Origin of the sequence: Citreimonas sp. (assembly GCF_042096055.1) — a bacterium.
Taxonomy (GTDB): domain Bacteria; phylum Pseudomonadota; class Alphaproteobacteria; order Rhodobacterales; family Rhodobacteraceae; genus Citreimonas.
Map to the genome: position 1 here is coordinate 143,559 of NZ_JBELMH010000001.1, position 12,226 is coordinate 155,784.

Sequence of the window (12,226 nt, forward strand, 5' to 3'; positions counted from 1 at the left end):
ATCTCGCCGCGGTTGCCGTCCAGCTCGGGCGCCGGCGGGCGGGTCGTGGGATCGGCCGCGTCGCTCATCTTGATCGGGTTGCCCGCCGCCTTGAAGGCCGGCCGGCCGTTGCGGTCCAGCACGTCCACCAGCATGTTGCGCGCCTGGACCTGCGGGTCCTTCAGCACCTGGTCCATGGTCTGGATCGCGCCGGTGGGCACGCCGGCGGCAGTCAGCCGGGCGATCCAGTGGGCGCGCGTGTGCTCGATCGTCACAGCCTCGATCAGCCGCTTGAGCAGCCGGGCGTTCTGCACCCGCGCGGGATTGGTGGCGAAGCGGTCGTCGCCGTCCAGCGGCAGCGCCAGCGCGATGCACAGCTTCTCGAACAGCGCGTCGTTGCCGGCGGCGATCACGAACAGCCCGTCGCTGGCGTGGAACGTCTCGAAGGGCGCGATCAGCGGGTGGCGCGCGCCCGAGGGCTGCGGCGCCTTGCCGGTCACCGTGGTCAGCGCGATCGCGTGTTCCAGGATCGCCACCTGGCTGTCCAGCATCGACACATCGACGCGCCGCCCGCCGCCACCCCGCGCGCGGTCCACCAGCGCCGCCAGGATCCCCTGGCTCAGGAACATCCCCGCCACGATGTCGCCGATCGAGGCGCCGACGCGCACCGGATCGCGCCCCTTTTCGCCGGTGATCGACATCACCCCGCCGCGCGCCTGCACCACCATGTCGTAGGCCGGGCGCTTCGAGTCCGGCCCGGTCTGGCCGAAGCCCGACACCGCGGCGTGCACAAGTTGCGGGAAGGCCGCGTGCAGGTCGGCCCAGCCATAGCCCAGCCGGTCCATCACGCCGGGGCGGAAGTTCTCGACCAGCACGTCGGCGCGGACCAGCAGCTCCTCGAAGATCGCGCGATCCTCGTCGGCCTTCAGGTCCAGCGCGATCGAGCTCTTGCCGTGGTTGAGCGCGGCGAAATAGGCCGACTTGCCGTCCTTGAAGGGCGGGAAGGCGCGCGTGTCGTCGCCGATCCCCGGACGCTCGACCTTGATCACCTTGGCGCCCATGTCGGCCAGCGTCATGGTGCAGAACGGTCCAGCCAGGACATGGCTGAGATCCAGGATCACGTATCCGGCAAGCGGCAGGGTCATGGGGAATTCCCGATAGAAAAGCTTGCCCGCATTACAACGTGACGGCGAGCCGGACAGCAAGGCCCGCAGCCGCGCGGCGCGAAACTTTGCCCGCAAGCGCCGGAGAATGCGTCATTTCCGCCGCGCCCGCCGCCGCGCCGGATCCGGCTCGTCCCGGTCTGCCTGCAGCACCCCCAGCGTCGCGCCCGGCGCCGCACGCAAGGCCTGCCCATCTCTATCAGCATACCTGATCAGCATACTTGGGCACGCCTCGCCACGCCGCTCCGAGGTAATCGCTGCCATGCCGCGGACCACCCCGCCGCCTCACGGCGCCACCGCACCGCGGCGCGCCTCCCGCGCCGCCTCGACCGCGCGCCCCGCCACCTTGCATCTTTGGTCCCCAAATATTCCGGGGGAGTCGCGCGCCAGCGCGACGGGGGCAGCGCCCCCGGCTCCGCTCCACCCCGCGACCCGCCCTCGAACCTGCTCCGGGCCGGCATTCCGAAACCCGCCCCTTCGTGAACGAAAGGTAAAGCCGTCCCTGCAAGATTGATTTTCCTGACCCGCATGCGTGTCCCATCGTGGGACACCGCGACCGGGCGCCGCGCCGGCGTTTTCGGCTTTCCCCCGCGTCCGACCCGTGCGATAGGGACGCGCCAACCGAACCCTCCCAAGGAGACCCCCATGGAGATTCGCGAGGCGCTCACCTTCGACGACGTCCTTCTGGTACCCGCCGCGTCCGACGTGCTGCCGGGCACCGCCGACACGCGCACCCGGGTCACGCGCTCCATCGCGCTCAACATCCCGCTGCTGAGCTCGGCCATGGACACGGTCACCGAATCGCGCATGGCGATCACCATGGCGCAGGTGGGGGGCATCGGGGTGATCCACCGCAACCTCGACGTCGAGACGCAGGCCCGCGAGGTCCGGCGCGTGAAGCGGTTCGAATCCGGAATCGTCTACAACCCGGTCACGCTGACCCCGAACCAGACGCTGGCCGACGCCAAGGCGCTGACCGAACGCTACGGCTTCACCGGTTTCCCGGTGGTGGACGAGAAGCGCCGCGTAGTCGGGATCGTCACCAACCGCGACATGCGCTTCGCCCAGCGCGACGACACGCCGGTCCACGTGATGATGACCGCGGACAACCTCGCCATCCTGCGCGAACCCGCCGACCGGGCCGAGGCCATCGACCTCATGCGCTCGCGCCGGATCGAGAAGCTGCTGGTCACCGACGCCGACGGCAAGCTGACCGGCCTGCTGACGCTGAAGGACACCGAACAGGCCGTGGTCAATCCGACCGCCTGCAAGGACGATCTGGGCCGGCTGCGCGTGGCCGCCGCCTCGACCGTGGGCGACGCGGGTTTCGCCCGGTCCGAGGCACTCATCGACGCCGGCGTCGACCTGGTGGTCATCGACACGGCACACGGCCATTCCAAGGGCGTGGCCGAGGCCGTCCGCCGCATCAAGGCGCTGTCGAACGAGGTGCAGGTGGTTGCCGGCAACGTCGCCACCGCCGAGGCGACGCGCGCCCTGATCGACGCGGGCGCCGACGCCATCAAGGTCGGCATCGGTCCCGGCAGCATCTGCACCACCCGCATGGTCGCGGGCGTGGGCGTGCCGCAGCTGACCGCGATCATGGATTGCGCGCAGGCGGCCGGCGACGTGCCGGTGATCGCCGACGGCGGCATCAAGTTCTCGGGCGATTTCGCCAAGGCCATCGCGGCGGGCGCGTCCTGCGCCATGGTCGGCAGCATGATCGCCGGCACCGACGAGTCCCCGGGCGAGGTGATCCTGTACCAGGGCCGCAGCTTCAAGGCGTACCGGGGCATGGGCAGCATGGCCGCGATGGCGCAGGGCTCGGCCGACCGGTATTTCCAGAAGGACGCCGCCAGCGACAAGCTCGTCCCCGAGGGGATCGAGGGGCAGGTGCCCTACAAGGGGTCGGCGACGGCGGTGCTGCACCAGCTCGTCGGCGGCCTGCGCGCCGCGATGGGCTATACCGGCTGCGCCACGGTGGACGAGATGCGCAGCCAGTGCAGCTTCGTGAAGATCACCAATGCCGGGCTCAAGGAAAGCCACGTGCATGACGTGGTCATAACGCGCGAAAGCCCGAACTACCGCATCGGCTAAGGCCGACCGGTTAGAAAATGATCGCGGAAGCCGCACAGGCTTTCGCGGTCTTTTCATGTGGGGGTCGTACGGTCCTTCCTTCAGCTTGAGGTGAAACTCGGCCTTGTCTCGAACCATATTTCTAATATTCTCGAAATATGGAAACGCTGATTCCCACCCGCCTCGCCACGCTTGGTCATCCACACCGGCTTGCGATCTTCCGCCTTCTGATGCGGCGGTACCCCGACCGTGTCTCGGCGGGTGAGATCGCGCAGGCGCTGGACCTGAAGCCGTCGACGCTGTCGTCCTACCTGTCGAGCCTGATGCAGGCCGGGCTGATCGACCAGACGCGCGAGGGCACCTCGCTGCGCTACGCGATCGCCATGACCGAGGTGCAGCGCACCTTCGACTACCTGCTCCTCGACTGCTGCCGCGGTCGGCCCGAGCTTTGCTCTTCCACGCCCCTGCCAAAGATGGAAAACCCGCCGATGTCCGACCAGAAGTACAAGGTGCTCTTCATCTGCACCGGCAACTCCGCCCGCTCGATCTTTGCCGAATCCATCCTGCGGCACGAGGCCGGCGACCGGTTCGAGGCCCATTCCGCCGGTACTAGGCCGCGGTCCGAGCTCAATCCCTTCGCGCTCGAGGTGCTGGAGCGGAAGGGGCACGACATTTCGGTCCTGCGCGCCAAGAACGTGGCCGAGTTGCAGGGTGCGGACGCTCCGCGCTTCGACTTCGTCTTCACGGTCTGCGACCGCGCCGCGAACGAGGATTGCCCGTCCTGGCCCGGGCAGCCGATCAGCGCGCACTGGGGCATGCCCGACCCGGTCAAGGCCGAGGGAACGGACGCTCAGAAGAGCCTGGCCTTCCAGCAATCCTATGGCGCGCTGGCCAACCGCATCCGCGCCTTCGCCGCGCTTCCCATCGCCTCGCTCGACCGAATTTCGCTTCAGCGCGCGGTCGACGACCTGGCCAGAACCGGCGCGGGAGAGCCCGCATGACCGTCTATGCGCTGAACGGGCTGGGCCGGATCGGCAAGCTGGCGCTGAAGCCGCTGCTCGAGCGCGGGGCCGAGATTGCCTGGATCAACGACGCGATCGGCGACCCGGCGATGCACGCGCACCTGCTGGAGTTCGACACGGTCCACGGGCGCTGGGATGCGCGCTTTGAGGCGGATGCCGACAGCGTCACCATCGACGGCCGGCGGCTGCCCTTCGTCGGAGCACGTGCCATCGCGGACCTGCCGCTGGACGGCGTCGATGTGGTCATCGACTGCACGGGCGTGTTCAAGTCCGAGGCGGCGCTGGCGCCGTATTTCGAGGCGGGGGTGAAGCGCGTGATCGTGTCCGCGCCGGTCAAGGACGGCGGCGCCGCGAACATCGTCTACGGCGTGAACCACGACGTCTACGACTCCGAAACACACCGGATCGTCACCGCGGCGTCCTGCACGACCAACTGCCTCGCGCCCGTGGTCAAGGTGGTGCACGAGGCGATCGGCATCCGCCACGGGTCGATCACCACGATCCACGACGTGACCAACACGCAGACCATGGTCGACCGTCCCGCGAAGGATCTGCGGCGCGCACGCTCGGCGCTCAATTCCCTGATCCCGACCACGACGGGCAGCGCCACGGCGATCACGCTGATCTACCCCGAGCTCAAGGGCCGGCTGAACGGTCACGCCGTGCGCGTGCCGCTGCTCAACGCCTCGCTGACGGATTGCGTGTTCGAGCTGGAACGCGAGACGACAGCCGACGAGGTCAACGCACTGTTCGAGGCGGCGGCCGACGGTCCGTTGAAGGGCATCCTCGGCTACGAGGACCGGCCGCTGGTCTCGGCCGACTACGTCAACGACACGCGGTCGTCGATCATCGACGGGCCGTCCACGATGGTGGTGAACGGCACGCAGCTGAAGGTCTACGCCTGGTACGACAACGAGATGGGCTATGCCCACCGGCTGGTCGACGTGGCGCTGATGGTGGGGCGGGCACCATGACGGCGCGCGCCGAGGGTCTGTCGGCCTACATCGCCGTGACCGCCGCCTACTGGGCGTTCATGCTGACCGATGGTGCGCTGCGGATGCTGGTGCTGCTGCATTTCCACACGCTGGGCTTCTCGCCGGTGCAACTGGCCTATCTGTTCGTCCTCTACGAGATCGCGGGGATGGTCACCAACCTCGCCGCCGGGTGGATCGCCGCGCGCTTCGGTCTCACCTCGACGCTCTACGCAGGCCTCGGGCTGCAGGTGGTGGCACTTCTGGCGCTGGCGCAGCTCGACCCCGCCTGGGCGGTCGGCGCGTCGGTGGCCTTCGTGATGATCGTGCAGGGGGCGAGCGGGGTGGCCAAGGACCTCGCCAAGATGTCGTCCAAGTCGGCGGTGAAGATCCTCGCGCCCGCCGAGGACGGCGGGCTGTTCCGCTGGGTCGCCCTGCTGACCGGTTCGAAGAACGCGGTGAAGGGGCTGGGCTTCCTGCTGGGCGCGGCGCTGCTGGCGACGGTGGGCTTCGTCTGGGCGGTGCTGGCGATGGCGGCGGTGCTGGCGGCGATCCTCGTCGCGGTGCTGGTCGCCATGCCGTCGGGCCTGCCGCGTGGCCGCAAGGGCGCGAAGTTCGCGCAGGTCTTCTCGACCTCGGCGAACGTGAACTGGCTGTCGGCCGCGCGCGTCGTGCTGTTCGGCGCGCGCGACGTGTGGTTCGTGGTGGGCATACCGATCTACTTCTACGCCGTGCTGTCGGACGGCACCGAGGCCGGCAACCGCGGGGCCTTCTTCCTGATCGGCACCTTCATGGCGCTTTGGATCATCCTCTACGGCGCGGTGCAGGCGGCGGCCCCCCGGCTGCTGCGCGCGGCGACGCGGCCCGAAGGCGCGTTGGTCGCCGCGGCGCGTGGCTGGGCCTGGGCGCTGGCGGCCATCCCGGCCGCGCTGACGGTCGCGGCGCTGGCGTCTTCCGGTCCGCAGCCCTGGCTGACGGCGGTGCTGGTGGCGGGGCTGCTGGTCTTCGGCGTGGTCTTCGCGATCAATTCCTCGCTGCATTCCTACCTTATCCTCGCCTTCACACGGGCCGAGCGGGTGACGATGGATGTGGGCTTCTACTACATGGCCAACGCCGGCGGGCGACTGGTCGGGACGGTCCTGTCGGGCCTGACATACCAGCTGGGCGGCTTGGCACTGATGCTGGGCACGGCGACGGTTATGGTCGCGCTCTCGGCTCTGGCGTCGGGACGGCTGAGCGCCGAGCACCCCGAGGTCACGCCGGCCCCGTCGGGGTAGGGGGCCGCTACCGCGCCTTGCGCCGCAACTTGCGGGCAGGCGGGGTCTGGGTCGACAGCACGACATGCAGCGCGTCGAGCGCCTGGCGCAGCAGCGTCACCTCGGTCCCGCCGAAGAGCGTGGCAAGCTGGCGGTCGACGTCCTGCATCCGGGGTTGCGCACGCGCCAGCAGGGCCTTGCCCGTTGGTGTGAGGCGCAGCAGCAGGCGGCGGCCGTCCTCGGCGTTGCGGTTGGTCGCGACCAGCCTGCGCGCCTCGAAGGCGCGGATGATCCGGGACAGCGAAGACGGCTGAAGCGCGGCCAGTTCCGCCAGCCGCGTGGCGTCCACCGGCCCGACCGTGTCGAGCGTCAGAAGTGCGCGCCACTGCGGCTCGGTCAGGTCATGCGCGTCGAGGACGGGCCGGTAGAGGTCCAACACGGCGTCGCGCGCCTTGTGCAACGCCGCGAAAAGATCCTGATCGTACGCCTGCACGCGCGCCCCCGGCCCAGTGGTCGCGCCAAACCTGCGGCGCGACCGTATAGAGGCGCAAGGGAATTTTCCGGTGCAAAGCCAAGGGGATCGCGGGCCGGGAGGGGGCCGGCCCGTGTCCTGGGCTCAGGCCGCCTGGCGCGAGGGGCCGAACCGGCCGTAGAAGCTTTGCGTCTTCTCGGCCATCTCGCGCAGCAGCGTCGGGCAAGCAAAGCGCGGCCCGTGCTTGGCCGAAAGCTGGTCGCAGCGCTCTGCCGCCCACGGCGCGCCTACCATGTCGAGCCAGGACAGCGGACCGCCCGACCACGGCGCGAAGCCCCAGCCGAGGATCGCGCCCACGTCACCCTCGCGGATGTCCTCCAGCACGCCTTCTTCCAGCGCCCGCACGGCCTCGAGGCTTTGCGCGAACAGCAGGCGCTGCTGCACCTCGGCCAGCTCGGGCTGGTCGTCGGACTGCGGATAACGGTCCTTCACGACCTGGCTGAGACCCTTGCGCTTGCCGACTTCGTCGTAGTCGTAGAAGCCCGCCTTGGCCTTGCGACCCAGCCGGCCTTCGCCCTCCATCCAGAAGATCACCTCGTCGACCTCCGAGTCCGGGTAGGCGTCGCCCATAGCTGCCTTGGTCGCGCGCGCGATCTTGGCGCCGAGGTCGATCGAGGTCTCGTCGACCAGCTGCAGCGGACCCAGCGGCATGCCGACAAGCTTGGCGGCGTTCTCGATGAGCGCGGGGTTCACGCCCTCCTTCACCATGCGGATGCCTTCGTTGATGTAGGGAATGATGCAGCGGTTGGCGTAGAAGAACCGGGCATCGTTCACGACGATCGGCGTCTTGCGGATCTGGCGCACGAAGTCGAGCGCCTTGGCCACCGCGCGATCGCCGGTCTGCTTGCCCTTGATGATCTCGACCAGCATCATCTTCTCGACCGGGCTGAAGAAGTGGATGCCGATGAACTGTTCGGCATTCTTGCTGGCCTTGGCGAGATCGCTGATCGGCAGGGTCGATGTGTTGGTGGCGAAGATCGTGTCGTCACCGGTGACGGCGTCGACGGCTTTCGTGACCTCGGCCTTGATCTTGGGGTCCTCGAACACCGCCTCGACGATCAGGTCGCACCCCTTGAGAGCGTCGTAATCGGTGGTGGCGGTGATGCGGTCGACCATCGCCTTGGCCTGTTCCTCGGAGACCTTCTTGCGCTGAACGCCCTTCTTGGCGTGCTCCTCGGTCAGGGACTTGCCCTTGTCCGCGGCGGCCTGGTCGCGGTCCAGCAGCACCACCTCGATGCCGGCCTGCGCGCTGACCAGCGCGATGCCCGCGCCCATCATGCCGGCGCCCAGCACGCCCACCTTCCTGACGCGCTGATCGGGCACGTCCTTGGGCCGCACGGCGCCTTTCTCGAGCGCTTCCTTGTTGATGAAAAGCGACCGGATCATCGCGCCCGAGGACGGGTTCATCAGCACGTTGGTGAACCAGCGTGCCTCGATCTTCAGCGCGGTGTCGAAGGGCACCAGCGCGCCTTCGTAGACCGCCGACAGCAGCGCCTTGGCGGCGGGGTAGACGCCCTTGGTCTTGCCGTTGACCATGGCGCTGGCGCCGACGAAGGTCATGAAGCCCGCCGGGTGGTAAGGGGCGCCGCCGGGCATCTTGTAGCCCTTCTCGTCCCACGGCTTGACGATGTCGGCGTCCTTGGCCGCCAGCACCCAGGCCTTCGCCGCCGCAAGCGGATCCTCGACCACCTCGTCGATCAGGCCGGCGGCCTTGGCCTTCTTAGGGTCGCTCAGCTTGCCTTCGAGCAGGAAGGGCGATGCGGCCATCGCCCCCAGCTTGCGCGCGAGGCGCGTGGTGCCGCCGGCGCCGGGGAAGATGCCGACCATGATCTCGGGCAGGCCGATCTTGGCCTTGGGGTTGTCGGCGGCAAAGATGCGATGGGTCGCCAGCGGGATTTCCAGCCCGATCCCCAGTGCGGTGCCGGGCAGGGCGGCGGCCACCGGCTTGCCGCCCTTGTTGGTCTTGGCGTCCATGCCGGCGCGCTCGATCTTGCGCAGCACGGCGTGCATGCGCATCACGCCCTCGAACAGGCCGCGCGCGGGCTCGTCCCCGGCCATCTCCTTCATCCTGGCGATGATGTTGAGATCCATGCCGCCGGCGAAGCTGTCCTTGCCCGAGGTGATGACGATCCCCTTGACCGCATCGTCGGCAAGCGCGTCGTCGATCAGCGCGTCGAGCGTCTCGAGCCCCTCGAGGTTGAGCACGTTCATCGACTTGTCGGCGACGTCCCAGGTGATCACCGCGACGCCGTCGGCGCCCTTGTCCATGGTGAAGTCGGTCATGTCGTCTCTCCTGAATGGATGGATTGCGAAGGCGGCCGCACGGGCCGCGCATTGTTCGGGTCGGGGGCGGTCACGCGCCGCCCCACACCACCCGGTCGAGCGTCATCGTCTCGAGCGGGTGCATGATGGATGTCATCCGCCAGGCCAGGTCCTCGCCCTGTTCCAGCGTGATCGCGCTGAGGTAGGACGGCATCACCAGCTGCTCGCCGCTCAGTACGTGCGTGCGGCAGGTGCCGTGGATGCGCGCGGCCCCCAGCGCGTGGGCCGAATGCACCGTGCGCACGAGGTCGGTGATGCCGCGCAGCCTGATCTCGGTCAGGTACTTCTCGAAATCGGCGCGCAGCTCGTCCTCGGTCGCGAACAGCTGCGGGCCTCGGCTGCCCTGCTTGAACAGCGGCAGCGCGATGGCCGCGCGCATGCGGTCGAAATCGCCGGTGAAATAGGCGCAGGTCAGCGCGTCGAGGTTCTTCTGGAAGATCGCCAGCACCTCGGGCGTGCCAACGGGGGCGGGCGTGTCTTCGGGCAGGCCCGCATGCATCAGAACGGTGTTCTGCACCGAATCCTGCGCCACCAGCGCGTGGTTGTCGGTGATGTGCCAGGTGTCGCCGTCGCGCGCGGCGGTAGAATGCGCGGCGATTGTCGCTTCGGCCACCGTGCCGTCGACCAGCGCCGTGGTACTGAACGAGAACCGCAGCAGGTCGGGGCCGTCGAACATCGCTTCGATCACCCGGCGGTCCAGCGTCACGTCGCCGAAGCCCAGGTAGTGCGCGCTCAGGCGCTCGAAGATGCCGCGCAGTTCGTCGGTGTGTTCCAGCATCCGCGCGCCCTCGGGCGTTGCGACCAGGCAAGGCAGCCGGAAATACGCGGCGAAGGCATCGAAATCACGCGACAGCATCGCCGCCCCGGTCTGCTCGACCAGGCGCTGCGCGATGGCGGCGGCCGCGTCGCGGCCGCGCATGCCCGTGGTTTCGATGCCGCCCGTCACCGGTTCTTACACCCGCTCGAGGATCGTGGCCGCGCCCATGCCCGAGGCGATGCACAGCGTGGCAAGGCCCGTGCCCTTGCCCGAGCGCTCGAGCTCGTCCAGCAGGGTGCCGATGATCATCGCACCGGTGGCGCCCAGCGGGTGGCCCATGGCGATCGAGCCGCCGTTCGGGTTCACCTTGGCGTGGTCCACGTCGAAGGCCTGCATGAAGCGCAGGACGACGGACGAGAACGCCTCGTTGACCTCAAACAGGTCGATGTCGCCGATGTTCATGCCGCTGTCGGCCAGCGCCTTGGCGGTCGCGGGAACCGGGCCGGTCAGCATGATGGTCGGATCGGTGCCGATCTTGGTGGTCTGGCGGATGCGCGCGCGCGGCGTCAGGCCCCACTTCTCGCCGAAGGCCTTGGAGCCCACCAGCACGCCCGCGGCGCCATCCACGATGCCGGACGAGTTGCCGGCGTGATGGATGTGGTTGATCCGCTCGAGATGCGGGTACTTCATCAGCGCCACGTTGTCGAAGCCGGGCATCGTCTCGCCCATGTCCTTGAACGACGGCTTGAGCGCGCCCAGCGCCTGCATGTCGGTGCCCGGGCGCAAGTATTCGTCATGGTCCAGGATCGGCAGGCCGTTGCGGTCGCGCACGGTGATGATCGAGCGCTCGAAGCGGTTTTCCTTCCACGCCGCCGCGGCGCGGTTCTGCGATTCCACGGCGAAGGCGTCGGCATCGTCGCGGCTGATGCCGTACTCGGTCGCGATGATGTCGGCGGCGATGCCCTGGGGCACGAAATAGCGGTCCATCGCGATGCTGGGGTCCACCGCGATCGCGGCGCCGTCGCTGCCCATCGGTACGCGGCCCATCATCTCGACCCCGCCGGCGATGTAGGCCTCGCCCGCGCCGCCGCGGATCTGGTTGGCGGCGAGGTTCACCGCCTCCATGCCGGACGCGCAGAAACGGTTGATCGCAAGGCCCGGGATCGACTCGTCCAGCTCCGAGGCCAGTACGGCCGAGCGTGCGAGGCACCCCCCCTGTTCTCCGACCTGGGTGACGTTGCCCCAGATCACGTCCTCGACCGCGTGGCCGTCGATGCCGTTGCGTTCCTTCAGCGCGTTGAGCGTCTGCGCGGACAGCGACAGCGCGGTGACCTCGTGCAGGGCGCCGTCCTTGCGGCCCTTGCCGCGCGGGGTGCGCACGGTGTCGTAGATATACGCGTCGGTCATGTCGGATCCTTCCTCGTCTGGTCCCATTCGGGGCCGTGGTATCGTGGTCCCGCGGGACGGCCGCTTGGCCGCCGCGGGCGCGGTGTGCGTGTCATCCGGCCGCCCTGTCGGCGGGCGATCCGGGCATCAGGTCGTACGGCGCCTTCCAGCCGCGCAGCGCCGCGATGCGGTCCAGCCAGCGGTCGATGCCGGGCCAGTCCGTGCGGTCGAAGCCGAAGGGCTCGGGGTAATAGAGGTACCCGCAGCAGGTCAGGTCGGCGTTGGTGAGTGCGTCGCCGACGATCCAGTCGCGGCCCGCCAGATGCTGGTCGAGCACGGCGTAGGTCGCCTTGAGTCGGCCCTGCATGAAGCCGATCACCTCGGCCGGGCGCTTGTCCTCGGGCAGGAAGTTCATCAGGAACCGGCAGGGCCCGGCCATGCCCGACAGCTTCTGGTTGTCCCAGATGATCCAGCGCAGGATCTCGTACTTCTGCTCGGGCGTGCCGCCGAAATGGCCGTAGGTGTCCGACAGGTAGGTCTGGATCACGCCCGATTGCGACAGGCGCACGTCGCCGTCGATCAGCACCGGTGCCTCGCCCATGGCGTTGATCTGCGCGCGGTAATCCTGCGACCGGGTCGCGCCGTTGAAGAAGTCGACGAAGACCGGCTCCCAGTCGAGGCCGGCGAGCTCCAGCGCCAGCGCCGCCTTGTACGAGTGTCCGGATTCCCCGAAGCAGTGCAGTTGCATGGTCATGTGCGTCGTCC

The 12,226-nt window shown here is 68.7% G+C and carries 10 protein-coding genes; 4 read left to right on the forward strand and 6 right to left on the reverse strand.

Annotated features, from left to right (window positions below; translation table 11 throughout):
• Positions 1 to 1,124, reverse strand: a 1,124-nt coding sequence (locus ACFDTC_RS00680) for a CaiB/BaiF CoA transferase family protein (RefSeq protein ID WP_375256929.1), incomplete at its 3' end; no start/stop codon positions are given.
• 663 nt (positions 1,125 to 1,787) lie between these two features.
• On the opposite strand from ACFDTC_RS00680, the gene guaB reads away from it, so the two are divergent.
• The 4 genes from guaB to arsJ all read left to right on the forward strand — a co-directional run bounded on the left by guaB (position 1,788) and on the right by arsJ (position 6,485).
• On the forward strand, positions 1,788 to 3,236 hold the full coding sequence (gene guaB, locus ACFDTC_RS00685; protein ID WP_375256930.1) for an IMP dehydrogenase: 1,449 nt from the start codon (positions 1,788 to 1,790) through the stop codon (positions 3,234 to 3,236).
• Between the two features lie 137 nt (positions 3,237 to 3,373).
• A complete protein-coding gene (locus ACFDTC_RS00690; RefSeq protein WP_375256931.1) occupies positions 3,374 to 4,216 on the forward strand; it encodes a helix-turn-helix domain-containing protein in 843 nt (280 codons plus the stop codon).
• A complete protein-coding gene (locus tag ACFDTC_RS00695; protein WP_375256932.1) occupies positions 4,213 to 5,211 on the forward strand; it encodes an ArsJ-associated glyceraldehyde-3-phosphate dehydrogenase in 999 nt (332 codons plus the stop codon). Before ACFDTC_RS00690 ends, ACFDTC_RS00695 begins: the two co-directional genes overlap by 4 nt.
• Entirely contained in the window at positions 5,208 to 6,485 is a 1,278-nt protein-coding gene (gene arsJ / locus ACFDTC_RS00700) for an organoarsenical effux MFS transporter ArsJ (RefSeq protein WP_375256933.1), read from the forward strand. Before ACFDTC_RS00695 ends, arsJ begins: the two co-directional genes overlap by 4 nt.
• A gap of 7 nt (positions 6,486 to 6,492) precedes the next feature.
• Here arsJ and ACFDTC_RS00705 read toward each other — a convergent pair whose 3' ends face one another.
• The 5 genes from ACFDTC_RS00705 to ACFDTC_RS00725 all read right to left on the reverse strand — a co-directional run bounded on the left by ACFDTC_RS00705 (position 6,493) and on the right by ACFDTC_RS00725 (position 12,215).
• Complete coding sequence (locus ACFDTC_RS00705; protein ID WP_375256934.1) at positions 6,493 to 6,957, reverse strand: MarR family transcriptional regulator; 465 nt, start codon at positions 6,955 to 6,957, stop codon at positions 6,493 to 6,495.
• A gap of 123 nt (positions 6,958 to 7,080) precedes the next feature.
• Complete coding sequence (locus ACFDTC_RS00710; protein WP_375256935.1) at positions 7,081 to 9,279, reverse strand: 3-hydroxyacyl-CoA dehydrogenase NAD-binding domain-containing protein; 2,199 nt, start codon at positions 9,277 to 9,279, stop codon at positions 7,081 to 7,083.
• A 70-nt stretch (positions 9,280 to 9,349) separates the two neighbouring features.
• Entirely contained in the window at positions 9,350 to 10,264 is a 915-nt protein-coding gene (locus tag ACFDTC_RS00715; protein WP_375256936.1) for a hypothetical protein, read from the reverse strand.
• A gap of 6 nt (positions 10,265 to 10,270) precedes the next feature.
• Entirely contained in the window at positions 10,271 to 11,482 is a 1,212-nt protein-coding gene (locus ACFDTC_RS00720; protein WP_375256937.1) for an acetyl-CoA C-acetyltransferase, read from the reverse strand.
• A gap of 91 nt (positions 11,483 to 11,573) precedes the next feature.
• Entirely contained in the window at positions 11,574 to 12,215 is a 642-nt protein-coding gene (locus tag ACFDTC_RS00725) for a glutathione S-transferase family protein (RefSeq protein WP_375256938.1), read from the reverse strand.
• Positions 12,216 to 12,226: the final 11 nt, after the last annotated feature.

Coding starts and splice junctions, on each gene's coding strand:
- ACFDTC_RS00695 (WP_375256932.1), top strand. CDS start 4,213: ATGACCGTCTATGCGCTGAACGGGCTGGGCCGGATCGGCAAGCTGGCG.
- arsJ (WP_375256933.1), top strand. CDS start 5,208: ATGACGGCGCGCGCCGAGGGTCTGTCGGCCTACATCGCCGTGACCGCC.
- ACFDTC_RS00710 (WP_375256935.1), bottom strand. CDS start 9,279: ATGACCGACTTCACCATGGACAAGGGCGCCGACGGCGTCGCGGTGATC.
- ACFDTC_RS00720 (WP_375256937.1), bottom strand. CDS start 11,482: ATGACCGACGCGTATATCTACGACACCGTGCGCACCCCGCGCGGCAAG.
- ACFDTC_RS00690 (WP_375256931.1), top strand. CDS start 3,374: ATGGAAACGCTGATTCCCACCCGCCTCGCCACGCTTGGTCATCCACAC.
- guaB (WP_375256930.1), top strand. CDS start 1,788: ATGGAGATTCGCGAGGCGCTCACCTTCGACGACGTCCTTCTGGTACCC.
- ACFDTC_RS00725 (WP_375256938.1), bottom strand. CDS start 12,215: ATGACCATGCAACTGCACTGCTTCGGGGAATCCGGACACTCGTACAAG.